We start from the raw sequence: 14,674 nt of genomic DNA on the forward strand, positions 1-14,674 counted from the left end.
GGTTTTAGTTGTGTTCCTCGTCGATGGTGACGGCGCTGCCGTTGTCGAGCTTGACGACGACCCGTACGCCGCCCTTCTTGGCGGCGGCCTCCAACTCGCCCTCGGTGCAGCGCTTGGGCACGTTGGCCTCGCTGCAGATCCAGCCGTTGCCGTTGATGGTCGTGGCGGTGGCGGTGTAGAACGCGGTCTTGGTGCCTTCGTTGTCGAGGATGTACTTGCCCGGGGCCAGGTAGCCGAGCTCTCCGGAGCGGGTGCCGCTCGGCTTGCCGGTGTCCGAGTCGTCGCCACCGCCGCCGCTGCTGGAGTGGTCCTCGACGATGCTGACCGCGACACCCTTCTCGATCTTCACCGTGGCGGAGACACCCTTCTTGGAAGCGGCCTCCAACTGCTCCTCGGTGCACGGGGTGGCGGCCTGCCCCTCGGCGTCGCCGCATATCTCGCCGGCGCCCTGGATATCGGTGTCGTCGGAGGTGAAGAACGCCTGCTCGGTGCCCTTCAGGTCGCTGACGGTGTACTTGCCGGGCGCCAGGTAGGAGACATTGCCGAACCAGGTGCCGGACACACCCTTGCTCGCGGACTGCCCACCGGAGCCGCTGCCGGTCTGCGACTCCGCGTTGTCGGCGCCGCCCGAACCGGCGTTGTCGGCCTTGTCCTTGGCCTCCGACTGCGAGGCCGAGGAGCCGGAACCGCTCGACTTGGTGTCTCCGTCCGAGTTCCCCTGGCAGGCCGTGAGCAGGGCGGTCGTGGCCATCAGGGCGGCGCCGGTGAGGACGGCCTTGCGGCGGTGGTTGCGAAGCATGATGTGTTTCCCCCGTTGCGGTAGGGATGGGTGGCCGGCCCGATCGGCAAGCCATGGTGTGCGCTTGGTCGATCTTGAGCCTGCCTCATCCGGGGTGCTCGGGTGAAGCACGGTTACGAGGTGATGACGTACTCGGCGTACCCCTGAGACGTTCGGGGGGCGCTGCTTCAGGTCACCACCACTTGCCGCAGCCGGTGGAGTCGCAGGCGCGCATGTAGACGCTCCAAGCGCCCCGGTAGACGTAGGTCTTCCCGAACTTCATCTTCTTCTGGGTTCGGCGTCCCGACTCCCAGTTGACCCTCATCTGGACCGACGGGTGGCCCCAGGCGCCGGCCCACTTGAGGTGGCCGTTGTAGCCGCCACGACCGTCCTTGTGCCATGTCTTTCCGACATCCGCGGTGAGATCTCGTGGGCTGTGGAGGGTCTTGACGTGCCACCTCGCCGTCGCGTCCACGGAGCCGGTTGATCCGGCGTGGGGCGAGGCTGTCGCCTGGTCGGCCGACGCGGCGGCAAGGCCGGTGCCGAGGACGGCGGCTGCCGTAGCGAGCGCGATGCGGCTTCGAGCGGACATGATGATCCCCTGACGATGATCGGGTATGCCGGTTCCGGGTATGCCGGTTCCGGCTTTGCCGGTGCAAGAAGCTAGCGCGCCGTCGCGGTGGAATCGTTAGCGGTGAGTGCCAGATGGTTGGCATGGCGCGCCGCATTCGTCGTGCAGTGCCAAGTGGCGGTATTCACGCGGCGGCAGACCGTAGGCGACGCGGAAGGCTCGCCCTGGAAGAGACGGTGCAGGGAACGGGTCGAGACGTGGTGGGCGAGCAGCGTGGCCGCCAGGGTGAAGTGGTCAGCCGTCAGCCGTCAGCCGTCAGCCGTCAGCCGTCAGCCGTCAGCCGTCAGCCGTCAGGCGTCGAAGCGGTGGCGGGCGGCCTCGATGTGTTCGAAGTAGCGGTGCGTCCAGTCGCACATTCCGTCGACGGTTGCGCGCAGGCCCTGGCCCGGATCGGTGAGGGTGTACTCGACGCGCGGCGGGACGGTGGGGTGCACGTCTCTCTCGACCAGGCCGTTGCGTTCCAGCATGCGCAGGTTCTGGGTGAGCATCTTGTGGCTGATGCCCTCGATCTCGTTCCGCAGTTCGCTGAAGCGCAGGGTGCGTTCACCGAGGGTCTCGATGATCAGGAACGCCCACTTGTTGGCGACGTCGGAGAAGATCTCGCGCGCCAATGAGTCCGCGCGCCTGAGGTCAGCTTCCTCGGACGAGCCCTTGACCTGCTTGGTCACCATCGGGTTCCCCTGTCACTGAAAAGTGCGTTCTTCCACGTCAGCGCAGACTCTCCTACGGTTCCTGAGTAACCACAAGAGACCGAGGAGGCGGGCGACATGGCCATCGACCTGGTGAACCCGACCGGATTACCCACGATCGATGTCTACCGGCAGGTCTCGATCGGGGCGGGGTCGAAGCTCGTCTTCGTCGCCGGCCAGGTCGCCTGGGATGCCGAGGGGGTGACGGTCGGCGAGGGCGACCTCGCCGCGCAGGTCGAGCAGTGCTACCTCAACATCGGCACCGCTCTGGCCGAGGCCGGCGGCTCCTTCGACGACGTGGCGAAACTGACCGTCTACGTCGTCGACTGGACCCCCGACAAGATGCCCTCGCTCCTGGAGGGCATCTCCCGGGCGTCCGCGAAGCTGGGCACCACCCCGGTCCCGCCGGCCACGCTGCTGGGTGTCGCGGCCCTGGACGTCCCCGCCCATCTGGTCGAGATCGAAGCCACCGCGATCCTAGACTGACGTGACCGGGGAGCTTCGCGCGGACGTCATGTCTGCAGCGCCCTGAAGTCCCCGAGCCACGCGTAGCCGCGCCCCGCGGAACCGTCCGCCCAGGGCCGCACGGTGTACGGGGCGAAGACGCTGTTGAGCAGCCAAGGGGGTTGGCCGGGGCCCCACTTGTTCACCATCGCGGAGCCTTGGCGGTAGCCGTAGGTCGCGACGGCGAGGCGGCCCGTGCCGCGGTAGAGCTCCATCTGGTGGCGCAGGAAGTGCTTGTTGTCCTCGTACCACGGCAACGACGCGAGGAACGCGTTCCACTTCCGCTGCGGGAAGGGCGCGTCGATCGCCGCCTGGACGACCTCCCACACCTTCGTACCGGCGGGGAAGCCGTACGCGTCCGTGAACGCGGCCGGGACCGGATCCTCGTTGTGGCGGCCCCAGAGGTCCACGAGGGAGAACTCCGTGACCAGGAACGTCTGGTCGTCGCGCATCTTCGGCAGGATGTAGTCCAGGAACGGCCGCGCGTCGTCGGCCGCCGGCACGTGCGGGTGGATGTCGACGCCCTTGATCTCCGGAGTCTCGCGTACGTACCTCATCCAGCGCCGGGCGACCGGGTTGTGGCCCTTGGGCAGGTCGAGCGCGGTCAGTGAGCCCATGTAGAGGGTGGTGCGGCAGTCCTCGCCGCAGTGTTCGGCGCGGTGGGCGATGGTGCGGCGGGCGGCGGTCTCGTGGAAGACGTTGAGGGCCTCGGTCTGGTCCACGGGTCGGGTGTCGATGAACGGTTCGTTGCCGACGACCAGGATGTCGACGTGGTCCATCAGCGCGGCGAGGGTCGGTTCGAGGCGGTCGAGCATGGCCGCCATCTCCGGGCTGCCGGCCGCGGGAAGCCGTGAATCGCGGTAGGGGAACTTGATGCTGCACACGGTGCGGTACCCCTGGGTGCCGAGTTCCACGATCCGCTGGACGTTGGGGTCCTCGGCGGGATTGCCGGTGTCCTCGTGGTGCACCGGGACGAAGCCGCGGATCCAGGTGGCGCGGCCGAGTTCGAGCTCACCGACGTCGATGTCGACGATGTTCTCGTTGAAGTTCGCGCCGAGCGCGCCGAACGCGCCGGGGACGGCCCCGCGCGGGGCGGGCCTGGTGGCGGAGGAGGGAGTGGGTAAGGCGGGCGAGGCGGCCGTCACGGCCAGGGCGGCCGCGGCAGCCCCGGCACCGGCCCCGGTGAGGACGCGGCGTCGGGACAGTGGGAGGGAGGGGCGCTGGGAGTGGGTCATCGGTTTCCTTTCGGAAGGGCTGAGGCGTCGGGTCGACGGAGCGGGGGAGTGGGGCGTCCAGTGGCCGAACCACCCCGCGCCGCGCGGAATTTGGGCGAACAGCACCGAAGTGCGTGAAGGTACTTCCTTGCGTACCCGCGCACCAAAGGGCATGGGTCACCCGCGTGTCGCGGCCCCTTCCGTGATCCCCTCGACGGTCCTCAGCGGAACGCCGCGATATTGCGGGCCACCCAGTCGGCGAACGGGCGCGGTGCGCGGCCGAGGACCCGTTCCACGTCCGGGCTGATCCGCAGTTCGGCCGGGTTCGGGGAGCCGATGATGTCCAGGGTGTCGTCAGCCAGTTCCGCTGGTACGAATCGGGCCATGCCGGCCTTGGCCTCGTCGCGGGTGAGCTCCTGGAAGCGCACCGGCGAGCCGAGTGCGGCGGCGATCGCCTCCGTCTGCTGACGCGGCGTGACGACCTCGGGGCCGGTCAACTCGTATACGCCGTACGTGTGTTGCTCGCCCAGCAGGCAGGCCGCCGCGACCTCGGCGATGTCCGCCGGGTCGACGACGGGCACCCCGACGTCACCGAACGGTGCGGCCGCCACTCCCCGCGCGCGGACGGACTCCGCCCAGGCGAGCGCGTTGGAGGCGAAGCCGCCCGGCCGCAGCAGGGCCCAGTCGAGGCCGGAGGCCCGTACCGCGTCCTCCAACGCCCGCATGGCGACCCGCGTCGTGCCGAGGGGGCGGGTCGCCACGCCCTGCGAGGACAGCAGGACGACGCGGCGGACCCCGAGGGTCGCGGCCAGCTCGACGACATCGGCCGGCCTGGCTCCGGGGGCGTGCAGGTCGCCGGAGAGCAGCAGGAACAGCGCCTTCGCCCCGGCGAGGGCGGGCTCCAGGCTCGACGGCTCACGCAGGTCGGCCGCCACGTGCCGCACCCCGGACGGCACCTCCGTGGCATGCCGCGACACCGCCGTCACCTGCTCGCCCGCCTCGGCCAGTGCCCGCGTCAGCGGACGGCCTACGTTTCCGGTCGCTCCGGTCACCACGATCATGGTCAACTCCCCGTCTGGAACGTCGTATTGGGTATCCGCGGTGACGCTAGGAGTCCGGCTCGCGAGTCGTAAGTACGTACCTGGAGGTAAGCTCAAGTCATGGGGGAAGGTGCGCAGTTGGCGCGGGTCGAGGCCGGTGGGCGGAGTGACGCGAGTCACGAGGACTGTCCGGCGCGCGAGGTTCTCAACCATGTGACGAGCAGATGGGGCGTGTGGGTGCTGATCGCCCTGCGCGACGCCGACTTGAGGTACTACGAACTTCGCCGGAGCCTCCAGGGCGTCAGCGAGAAGATGCTCGCCCAGACGCTGCGCGCGCTGGTGCACGACGGCCTCGTCCGGCGCGAGGTCGAGCCCACGACGCCGCCGCAGGTCACCTATGGGATCACGACGTTCGGGACGGAAGTCGTCGAGTCGCTCGAGGAGTTGTTCCAGCGGATCGGCCGAGGCCCTGGCGCTGCGGCGAACTGAACACCGCTTCAGGTTGCCCGCGCCGAAAGGGCCGGTGCCAGCCAGCGGCCCAGGAAGGCGCGCAGCCGGGCCTCGTCCTGGGGAGGCTCGCCGGGGTGCTGAAGGAGCGAGGTGAGCAGGCGCATGATCATTTCCGCGAGGCCGTCGAGGTCCGCGTCGTCGACACCCGCGGCGGCCCAGTCGACGGGGAAGCGCCGCAGCATCTTGGCGCCGTAGCCGATGGTGTCACTCGTCGTGGCTCCGCGGCCGAAGGCGTTGGTGTCTCCGAGTTGCAGCAGCAGGCTGAGCCGTGGCTCGGTGGGGATGGTGCGTACGCAGAAGACCATGCCCTCGACGACGGCTTCGGCCGGGTCGGTGATGCCTTGCAGGTGCGCGATCATCAGGTCGACGAACGACTCGGCGCCCTGGGCCGCCACCTCGGCGACGATGTCCCCAAGCCGCCCGAAGTGCCGGTACACGGTCTGGCGGGTGACGCCGAGTTCCCCGGCGACGTCGGACAGGGTCGTCTTCGTGACGCCGTGCCGGTCGACACAGCGGGCGGTCGCGTCGATGATCCGCTGCCGTGCCTCCGCGTCCGATGCGGGAGGCCGTCCTCCCCAGCCGTGGTGCCCCATGTCCTCAGGATCGCACAGGCTCCTCGGCTCGTTGGGGTGTGGTGGTCGTGCTGAGCACCGCCACGACCAGGCCGGTCGCGGCGAGGGCACACAGCGCGGCGTACCAGAGGCTGCCGACCGGTGTGCCCTGCTCGGTGACACCGCCGGACGCGTCGACGTACGCGGGCAGCGCGACCAGCCAGAGCGCGACATGGACGACGAGGTACAGCGCCGGATAGGTGCGGGCGAACCCCGGCGACGCCACCGCCGGCTCCTGATGTGTCCGGCGCGTGCGCCACGCGTCCGTGAAGAGGTAGAGGCCGACGATCCACACCACGGCGATCTCTACGCCGAGTATGGCCCGCTGGACGCCGAGTCGGTCGCCACCCGCGAAGAGGTTGCTGGGGATACCGGCGATGCCCATCGCCAGCGGTGTCAGGACACCGGCCGCCACCGTGCGCAGGCCGACCTGACGACCCGTGAGCGCGGCACGGCCGTCCTTAGGGCCGACGAACCGTACGACGAGGTAGGTCATCGCGCCGAAGGACACCGACGCGAACAGGAACATGCTGTTCATCGGGACGGAGGCGAGCGCGGGCTCGTTGATCGTCTTGTTGCCGGGGTTCCAGGCCCACCACTTCAGTTGCGGCCCGAGCTGATCGAAGATCTCGTAGAAGACCTGGCAGACGAACGCGACGGCCAGTGACCCGGCCAGCGGACCGGACAGCCTGCCGCGCCGGGCGAACACGCCCAGGGCGCGGACCAGTTCGTAGGCGAGCTGCGAAAGCGCCGGGTAGAACGCCACGATGTAGAGCGGCAGCCGGTCGTACATGAACTGCACCGTGAACACGTTGTGGGAGAAGATGAACCCGACGTGCTCCTGAAGCCCGAACCAGCTCGGGAAGTAGAGCGGCGGCTCGATCACCGCCAGGTAGACGACCGAGGCGAACCACAGCGAGATGTTGACCGGGTCGCCGTCGCGGCGCCACCGCCGCCACGCGTGGACGAAGGCGAACACCGCGCCGCCGACGACGAGGAGTTCGAGGAACGGCATGGTGCCGCTCTCCAGGCCGAACGGGTTGCGGAAGTCCACGACGGGAGCCGCGTCATGGCAGGAGAAGCCGAGCCGTTCCGCGAGGCGCTCGGCGGCGGAGTCGCATGAATAGGTCATTCGTCACTCACTCCTGCGGTCGGTCGGCCGGTGTGGTGGCCCGGTTCAGTCGTTGACGAGGTCGGTCTTGGTGGCGGGGGAGTGGGTGTCGTAGGTGTGGAGGTTGGCCCGCGTGACGTGGGTGAAGTCGGTGCCGGGCGGGTCCTGTTGGTCGTCGAAGCCGTGCGGGACGACCGTGCGGCCGAACAGTTCGCGCAGCTTGTAGCGCGCGATGCGGAGCCAGAACCGCGGGTCGGTGGCCATCTCGCGCAGTGACTTGTCGAGGTTGAAGACCTGGGTGAACGTCCGGTCCACGTACTCGTCCTCGCGGCTCGTGGCGGTGATGGCGTTGAAGACGGGCCAGCTCATGCGCGCGGCGATCCTGCGGCGCCAGGCGGGCACGACCTCGGTCCCGGTCGCGAAGTCGTAGGCCTGGTCACGGGCCATCGCGAGCATCCACGGCACGTCGAGCGACGCCTTCTGCCGCGTGAGGAACTCGCGGAAGAAGGCGGCGTCGAGAGTGTCACGCGCGCGCAGCAGCTCGGCGAGGATGAGCGCGGAGCGGGAGGCCGAGCTCATGCCCTGGGCGTAGAACGGGTTGAACGCGCAGATGGAGTCACCGATGCTCACCAGGCCGAGGGGCGGCCGGTCGAGCAGGTCGAAGCGGCGCCACTTGTTGCCGGTCGAGCGGGTGAGGTGCACCTCGGACGTGGGCGTGCAGTCGTGCATCGCCCGGCCGAAGGACGCCGCGCGCACCCGGTCCGCCGCGGCCTCGAAGGTGTCCACCTCGCGGGGCATCTTGAGCCCCCACGCTCCCATGCACACGATGGCCCGATCGCCCTCGATCGGGAAGAAGTTGCTGAGGAACTCGTGCTCCTCGGGATGGTCGCCGGTGTCCTGGGTCGGGGTGACGACGAGGTGCTTCCACCACCACGACGCGGGACGCCGGTCGGCGGGCGGCAGGTCGTACCACCGGGAGGTGTAGGTGACCTTGGCGTCCAGGGTCTTCTCCTCGGCCGCCGACCACCCAGCCCCGGCCAGCCAGTCCGCCACGGAGGAGCCGCGCCCCAGCGCGTCGACGACCAGGTCGGCGGCGATCGAACTCGATCCCGAGCCCGAGCCCGAGTCTTCGGCACTCGTACGGAAGTCAACTCCCTCTACGCGCCCGGTCGTTGTCCCGCCGCCGCTGGTACGCAGCCCGGTCACCGTCACGCCCTCCCGGATCTCGATGGCCGGGAGTTCGCGGACCTTGTCGCGCAGGACCCGCTCGATGAGCACGCGAGAGCTGTACACCATCGTCATCGAACTGGACTTGCGCGCGGCCCAGCCGTCGTTCTCGCAGTACGCCGCGTCCAGCGACGGCATCAGGAGCATCCCGCCCGCGGCGATCAGCGCCTCCTCGAACCCGGGGAAGATCTCGCCGATCGCGCGGCGCCCGGAGTTGAGCAGGAAGTGCGGGTGCTTGCTCTGCGGTACGCCGCGTCGGTGCTCGGCGTCCGGCGGGAGCTGGTCCCGTTCCAGGACGATCACCTTGTCGAAGTGGCGCGCGAGCACCCCCGCGGCGCACAGCCCCGCGACGCTGCCGCCGAGCACCACGGCCGTCTTTCCCCGCATGATCCCTCCATTCATACACGTGGTGACTGAATGTATGATCGATGGGAGGGGAAGCTAACAGGCGCGGCTCGAAGGTGCCAGCCTTACGCGGGGACTTTCGGGTGTGCGCGCGGATGCGGATGCGGATTCGGATGCGGATGCGGGCCGGGCGCGGGCGTCACACCCCGCCCCACACCTCTTCCGCCGTCTCCACGATGAGGCGCAGCTTGGCCAACTGGTCATCGGCGGTAAGCCTGTTGCCCTCGACGGTGGAGGAGAAGCCGCACTGCGGGGACAGGGACAGCTGGTCGATGTCGATGTAGCGGGAGGCCTCCTCGATGCGCCGCTTGAGGGTGTCCTTGTCCTCCAACTGAGGCCGCTTGGTGGTGACGAGGCCGAGAACGACCTGCTTGCCCTTGGGGACGTAGCGCAGCGGTTCGAAGCCGCCGGAGCGCTCGTCGTCGTACTCCAGGAAGAAGCCGTCGACGTCGAGGCCGCCGAAGACGGCCTCGGCGATGAAGTCGTAGCTGCCCGAAGCGGCCCAGGAGGAGGCGAAGTTGCCGCGGCACATGTGCGTGGTGACACGCAGGTCGCCGGGGCGGCCGGCGAGCGCCCGGTTGATGTTCGCGATGTACGTCTCGTGCTGGTGCTCCGCGTCGCCGCCGATGGACGCGACGTAGGAACGCTGCTCGGGGTCGTTCAGGTACGCGAGCGAGGTGTCGTCCAACTGGAGGTACCGGCAGCCGAGTTCGTGCACGCCGCGGATCTGGGCCGCGTAGGCGTCGGTGAGGTCGGACCAGAAGGCGTCGAGGTCGGGGTAGACGGCCGGGTCGATCGCGGCGCGGCCGCCGCGGTAGTGGACCATGCTCGGCGAGGGGATGGTCAGCTTCGGGGTGACACCCTCGGCGACGGTGTCGCGCAGGAAGGCGAAGGCGTCCGCGAAGATGGTGTGTTCCAGTGTCACCTTGCCGTCGATGCGCGCGGAGGGCGGCGCGAACTCGATGTCGCCGTCCTCGTTGTGGAAGCGCACGTGCAGCGACTCGTCCTCGACGCGCCGCACGCCGCCCAGGGCGTAGATGAAGTCCATGTGCCACGACGCGCGGCGGAACTCGCCGTCGGTGGCGCTGCGCAGCCCCGCCTCCTTCTGCGTCGCGACCACGTCACGTACCGCCGTGTCCTCGGCGGCGGCGAGCGCGGCATCGTCGATCTTCCCGGCGGCGTGCTGTTCGCGGGCCCGCAGGAGCGCGGGCGGGCGCAGCAGGCTGCCGACGTGGTCGGCGCGGAACGGGGGCTGGGTGGTGGCGGCCATGGCGGGGTCCTTTCCTCGGTTCTTCGACTCTTCGGTTCTTCGACTCTTCGGCACCTCGGTGGTGGCCACCACCCTCACCCGAATCGGTGCGTCACTGGAAGACCGAACGGAAGCTTCTTCTGCTCCCCCTGCTCACAGGCCGTTTCGGCCCTCCGTAGAATGCGCGTTCGCGGCTCGGCCCATCTCCCGGGCGGGGCGGGATGAGGGAGTGATGAGCGAACCCGGGGCGGGGCGCCAGGACGCCGTGGCCGCCATGCTGGAGCAGTGGCAACGCGAGTTCCCCGAGGTGGATGCCACCGCGTTGGGGGTGTTCGGGCGGCTGCATCGCAGTTTCAACCGCTATCAGGCCCAGTTGAACGCGTTCTTCGAGGCCTACGACCTCACCGTTCCGGCCTTCGGGGTGCTGGCCGCGCTGCGGCGGGCCGGTGCCCCCTACCGGCGAACCGTCAGTGAACTGGCCGACGCCAACCTGCTGACCAGCGGCGGCATCACGCAGCGGGTGGACAAGCTGGAGGCCGCCGGGCTCGCGCTGCGCGTGCGGGACCCGGACGACCGCAGGATCGTACACATCCAACTCACCGACCGGGGGCTGGCGCTCGCCGAGGAGATCATCGGCGCCCACTTCGCCCACGAGGCGGACATGCTCGCCGACCTCTCGGACTCCGAACGTATGCAGCTCGGGGGCCTGTTGAGCCGGCTTGAGCGTTCCCTGGACCGGGCGGCGGAGCGGCGCGGCATCTGAGGGCACAACACATGTGAAGCGGTCGCGATCTCTTGGCACGAAGGGGTTGTGGCCGCTTCTTGCGGCCTGCTAGAAATCTTAGCGCTCAAACATTTAGCGCTAAGTCATATCCGTCAGGGCCGCCAGGGCCCGCAGGAGGGCCGAATGAGTACCAGCGTCACTCCCGACGCCACGGGGCAGGACATCGCGGCGCGCCTCGAACGGTTGCCCATGTCCCGCTGGCAGATCACCGTGCGCCTCGCCATCGGTGTGGTCACCTTCTTCGAAGCCTTCGACCAGCTGCTGATCGCCTACACGCTGCCCGTCATCACCAAGGAGTGGGACATCTCCGCGGCGGGCACCACGCTCACCCTCACCATCGGCTCGATCGGCATGCTGCTCGGCGCCTACGTCTCCGGGTGGGCCGCCGACCGGGTCGGCCGGGTCAAGGTCATCTCGATCTGTGTCGCCCTCACCGCCCTGTGCAGTCTGCTGATGGCCGGCTGCACCTCGCTGCTGCCGTTCCTCGTCCTCCGGTTCGTGCAGGGACTCGCCATCGGGGGCGAGGTGCCGACCGCCGCCGCCTACATCAGCGAGATCAGCCGGGCACACCGTCGTGGCCGCTTCGTCCTCTTCTACGAGATCGTCTTCCCGGCCGGACTCGCGGCCGGCGCGCTGCTCGCCGCCTGGGTCATCCCGCACTGGGGCTGGCGCGCGCTCTACCTGTTCGCCGCCGTCCCCGGCCTGGCCGCCGTGCTCCTCCAGCGCCGCATCCCGGAGTCGCCCCGCTGGCTGGCATCCCGCGGACACCACGAAAAGGCGCGCGCGGCAATGGACTTCATCGAGAAACAGGTGCGCCGCGCCACCGGCAGGGAACTGCCCGAACCGACCGTGCGGGAAGCCCTGCCGGCCGCCGCTCCTGCCCCCGCCCGCGGCACACTGCGGGACCTGTTCACCGGCCGCTACCGCCGCCGCACACTGGTCATCTGGACGATCTGGTTCGTCGGCTACCTCGCCAACTACGGCATCACGTCCTGGCTGCCCACCATCTACAAGGGCGTCTACGACATGTCGCTGAGCTCCGCGCTCTGGTACAGCACCATGGCCTCGGTCGCCGGACTCGTCGGCTGCGTCCTCGCCGCGCTCCTGGTGGACCGGGTCGGCCGGCGCGGGATCGTCGTGGGCGGCCTCGGCGGGACGACCGCGATGCTCGTCGTCCTGGCCGTGCTCGGCGCCGGAGCGCCCTGGCAGCTGGCGGTGTGGTCCTCGCTGGCGGCGATGTTCAACTTCGCGGTCAACATCAGCCTCTACCTGTACACACCCGAGCTCTACCCGACCCGTGCCCGCGCCCTCGGCTGCAGCATGGGCGGCGTCATGAACCGCCTGGGGCTGATCGTCGGCCCGCTGCTCGTGGGCCTGGTCTACGGCGGCGGCACCCAGCTGTCGGCGGTCTTCCTCCTGCTCTCCGTCTTCACCCTCGCCGGCGCCGTGGTGGCCGGTCTCTTCGCCGAGGAGACGACCGGCCGCACCCTGGAGGAGGTCTCACCATGAGCGACCCGCGGCACGAGAAGCGGACGGCCGCGAACCTGTGCACCTGCGACGGCGCCACCCCGGCCCCCGCCTCCCCGGCCTCCGCCTCCCCGAACCTCGCCGTCCCGCCCGACGCGGTCCACGTGACCGGCGACGCCCGGCCGGACGGTTCGACCGCGCTGAGCGTCATCCTGCTCGGCACCGGCGCCGGGCCCTACCCGGCGCCCGGTCGACAGGGCGCGTCCACCGCGGTCGTCGTCGGCGACCGCACGTACCTCGTGGACGCCGGATACGGCGCGCTGCGCAAATACGCGCAGGCCGGACTGCGCCTCAGCGACCTGCGCGCGGTCTTCCTCACCCATCTGCACTCCGACCACACCGCCGACCTCTTCAACCTGTTCCTCCTCGGCTGGGGCCCGGCCAACCACGGCGTGAACCAGCCGGTCCACATCGCGGGTCCCGGCCCCGACCGCACCCTGCCCGAGCACCCGCAACCCGGCACCGAGGGCCTGCTCACCCACCTCCTCGCCGCCTTCGGCCAGGACGCCGCCGTACGCATGCGCACCAGTGCGCGCACCCCGCTGACGGACCTCGTCCGGCCCCACGACCTGGTCTCCCCGCCACCCGGCAAGGACCTGCTCGTGTACGAGGACGACCGGGTACGGGTCACCGCCCGCGAGGTCCCGCACCCACCGCTGCACCAGAGTTTCGGCTACCGATTCGAGACCGAGGAGGGCGTCGTCGCCTTCTCCGGCGACACCGCGTACAGCGACAGCGTCGGCGAACTCGCCGCGGGCGCCGACCTGTTGGTCCACGAGACCATGGAGCCCGACTTCTACCGCGGCCTCGGCTACTCCGACCGCCTCCTCGACTTCCTCAGCGCCTCCCACACCGCGCCCGGTGACGTCGGCAGGCTCGCCGCCGCGGCCGGAGCGCGCCGCGTCGCCCTCAGCCACATCGGCCCACCGGACCCGCGCGAGGTCGGTGACGAGGACTGGACCCGCAAGGTGGCCGCCACCTACACCGGCCCTGTCGTCGTCGGGCACGACCTGACCCGCCTCGTTCCCGCTCGCCGCACGACCTCCTGACCAACCCTTCCCCCCCGAGTTCCACGGAGAACCGCACCATGCACGAGAACAAGCAGCAGCACCACCGCGCGACTCGCGAGACACCCACCGTCGGCATCGTGGGCGGCGGTGTCGGCGGGCTGGCCGCCGCGATCGCCCTGCGCCAAGTCGGCCTGGAGGCAGTCGTCTTCGAACAGACGGCACACTTCGGCCGCGTCGGCGCCGACATCAACCTCACGCCCAACGCGGTCAAGGCCCTCGACGGCCTGGGCATCGGCGACACACTACGACGCACGGCGGCCCGCCCCACCCGCCGTCTCAGCCGGACCTGGGACACCGGCGAGGAGACCTCCCGTATCGAAATGGGTGAGGAAGCCCTGACCCGGTACGGGTCACCGCAACTCACCATGCACCGCGCCGACTTGCTCGCCGCGCTGGAGGAGGCGCTGCCGTCCGGCGCCGTCCGCTTCGGCAGCCGCCTCACCCACACCACCGAGCACGCCGACGGTGTCACCGCGACGTTCGAGGACGGCACCGAGACGGACGTCGACATCCTGGTCGGCGCCGACGGCATCCACTCCGTCGTACGCACCGCCCTGTTCGGCCCGGAGAGCCCGCACTTCACCGGCGTCGTCGCCTACCGCTCCGTGGTCCCCGCGGGCCGCCTCGACCTCCCCGGCCTGGACGCCTTCACCAAGTGGTGGGGGCCCGACCCGGCCACCCAGCTGGTCACCTTCCCCCTCAACCGGGGCCGGGACCTGTTCGTCTTCGCGACCACCGCCCAGGAGAGCTGGCAGCACGAGTCCTGGACCACCCCGGGCGACGCCGCCGAACTCCGTTCCCACTACCGGGACTTCCACCCCGAGGCGCGCGCCGTCCTCGACGCCTGCGACGAGGTCCTCAAGTCCGCCCTGTACGTCCGCGACCCCCTGCCCTCGTGGTCCTCGGGCCGCCGCACCCTGCTCGGCGACGCCTGCCACCCGATGACACCCTTCATGGCCCAGGGCGCCGCCATGGCCATCGAGGACGCCGTCGTCCTCGCCCGCGCCCTGGCCGGCGCCGACCCCCGCTGCCCCGAACCGGCCCTGAAGTCGTACGAGACCACCCGCCAGGAGCGCACCGCCCGCGTCCAACTCGGCTCCCGCGGCAACGACTGGCTGCGCACCTCGGGCAACGGCGAGTGGGTGTACGGATACGACGCCTGGACGGTGCCCCTGGGCTGAGGCCGCCGGTCAGCGGCCCGCGTGCCTCCTGAGGTACCGGCCGACCACCTCGTTGAACTCCTCGGCGCGTTCGACCTGGGATCAGTGCCCGCACCGGCTGAAGAAGTGCGCGTCGGCGTTCGGGATCCCGGTGACGGACATCG

At 70.0% G+C, this 14,674-nt stretch carries 15 protein-coding genes; 6 read left to right on the forward strand and 9 right to left on the reverse strand.

Annotated features, from left to right (window positions below; all coding sequences use genetic code 11):
* Nucleotides 1-4: 4 nt before the first annotated feature.
* From RBJ65_RS28590 to RBJ65_RS28600, 3 genes are all read right to left on the reverse strand, one after another.
* Nucleotides 5-799, reverse strand: coding sequence for a hypothetical protein (locus tag RBJ65_RS28590; protein WP_306317078.1), 795 nt, complete (start codon nt 797-799; stop codon nt 5-7).
* Nucleotides 800-971: 172 nt separating this feature from the next.
* Nucleotides 972-1,370: a hypothetical protein gene (locus tag RBJ65_RS28595; protein WP_306317077.1), complete on the reverse strand. Its 399-nt coding sequence runs from the start codon at nt 1,368-1,370 to the stop codon at nt 972-974.
* A 329-nt stretch (nt 1,371-1,699) separates the two neighbouring features.
* Nucleotides 1,700-2,080, reverse strand: a complete 381-nt coding sequence (locus tag RBJ65_RS28600) for a helix-turn-helix domain-containing protein (RefSeq protein ID WP_306317076.1) — start codon at nt 2,078-2,080, stop codon at nt 1,700-1,702.
* Between the two features lie 96 nt (nt 2,081-2,176).
* On the opposite strand from RBJ65_RS28600, the gene RBJ65_RS28605 reads away from it, so the two are divergent.
* Nucleotides 2,177-2,584 carry a RidA family protein gene (locus RBJ65_RS28605; protein ID WP_306317075.1) on the forward strand — a complete coding sequence of 136 codons (408 nt, stop codon included), beginning with the start codon at nt 2,177-2,179 and terminating at the stop codon, nt 2,582-2,584.
* A gap of 26 nt (nt 2,585-2,610) precedes the next feature.
* Here RBJ65_RS28605 and RBJ65_RS28610 read toward each other — a convergent pair whose 3' ends face one another.
* Both RBJ65_RS28610 and RBJ65_RS28615 read right to left on the reverse strand, forming a co-directional pair.
* A complete protein-coding gene (locus RBJ65_RS28610; RefSeq protein ID WP_306317074.1) occupies nt 2,611-3,837 on the reverse strand; it encodes a hypothetical protein in 1,227 nt (408 codons plus the stop codon).
* 200 nt (nt 3,838-4,037) lie between these two features.
* Entirely contained in the window at nt 4,038-4,877 is an 840-nt protein-coding gene (locus RBJ65_RS28615) for an SDR family oxidoreductase (protein ID WP_306317073.1), read from the reverse strand.
* 99 nt (nt 4,878-4,976) lie between these two features.
* On the opposite strand from RBJ65_RS28615, the gene RBJ65_RS28620 reads away from it, so the two are divergent.
* Nucleotides 4,977-5,345 carry a helix-turn-helix domain-containing protein gene (locus RBJ65_RS28620; protein ID WP_306317072.1) on the forward strand — a complete coding sequence of 123 codons (369 nt, stop codon included), beginning with the start codon at nt 4,977-4,979 and terminating at the stop codon, nt 5,343-5,345.
* Nucleotides 5,346-5,353: 8 nt separating this feature from the next.
* Here RBJ65_RS28620 and RBJ65_RS28625 read toward each other — a convergent pair whose 3' ends face one another.
* The 4 genes from RBJ65_RS28625 to RBJ65_RS28640 form a co-directional block, all read right to left on the reverse strand.
* Nucleotides 5,354-5,959: a TetR/AcrR family transcriptional regulator gene (locus tag RBJ65_RS28625; RefSeq protein ID WP_306317071.1), complete on the reverse strand. Its 606-nt coding sequence runs from the start codon at nt 5,957-5,959 to the stop codon at nt 5,354-5,356.
* Nucleotides 5,960-5,963: 4 nt separating this feature from the next.
* Nucleotides 5,964-7,109 (reverse strand): hypothetical protein, encoded by a 1,146-nt coding sequence (locus RBJ65_RS28630; RefSeq protein ID WP_306317070.1) that lies wholly within the window; start codon nt 7,107-7,109, stop codon nt 5,964-5,966.
* 45 nt (nt 7,110-7,154) lie between these two features.
* Complete coding sequence (locus RBJ65_RS28635) at nt 7,155-8,702, reverse strand: NAD(P)/FAD-dependent oxidoreductase (protein ID WP_306317069.1); 1,548 nt, start codon at nt 8,700-8,702, stop codon at nt 7,155-7,157.
* A 157-nt stretch (nt 8,703-8,859) separates the two neighbouring features.
* Nucleotides 8,860-9,990 (reverse strand): 5-methyltetrahydropteroyltriglutamate--homocysteine S-methyltransferase, encoded by a 1,131-nt coding sequence (locus RBJ65_RS28640; RefSeq protein ID WP_306317068.1) that lies wholly within the window; start codon nt 9,988-9,990, stop codon nt 8,860-8,862.
* A gap of 211 nt (nt 9,991-10,201) precedes the next feature.
* Between RBJ65_RS28640 and RBJ65_RS28645 the strand changes: the two genes are divergently transcribed.
* From RBJ65_RS28645 to RBJ65_RS28660, 4 genes are all read left to right on the forward strand, one after another.
* Nucleotides 10,202-10,732: a MarR family winged helix-turn-helix transcriptional regulator gene (locus RBJ65_RS28645; RefSeq protein WP_306317067.1), complete on the forward strand. Its 531-nt coding sequence runs from the start codon at nt 10,202-10,204 to the stop codon at nt 10,730-10,732.
* 144 nt (nt 10,733-10,876) lie between these two features.
* On the forward strand, nt 10,877-12,262 hold the full coding sequence (locus RBJ65_RS28650) for an MFS transporter (RefSeq protein WP_306317066.1): 1,386 nt from the start codon (nt 10,877-10,879) through the stop codon (nt 12,260-12,262).
* Nucleotides 12,259-13,329, forward strand: coding sequence for an MBL fold metallo-hydrolase (locus tag RBJ65_RS28655; RefSeq protein ID WP_306317065.1), 1,071 nt, complete (start codon nt 12,259-12,261; stop codon nt 13,327-13,329). The genes RBJ65_RS28650 and RBJ65_RS28655 overlap by 4 nt, the downstream gene beginning before the upstream one ends.
* Nucleotides 13,330-13,367: 38 nt before the next feature.
* Nucleotides 13,368-14,531 (forward strand): FAD-dependent monooxygenase, encoded by a 1,164-nt coding sequence (locus tag RBJ65_RS28660; RefSeq protein WP_306317064.1) that lies wholly within the window; start codon nt 13,368-13,370, stop codon nt 14,529-14,531.
* The last annotated feature ends 143 nt before the right edge of the window (nt 14,532-14,674 follow it).

Origin of the sequence: Streptomyces sp. KL109B (assembly GCF_030766935.1) — a bacterium.
In the GTDB taxonomy this organism is placed as follows: domain Bacteria; phylum Actinomycetota; class Actinomycetes; order Streptomycetales; family Streptomycetaceae; genus Streptomyces.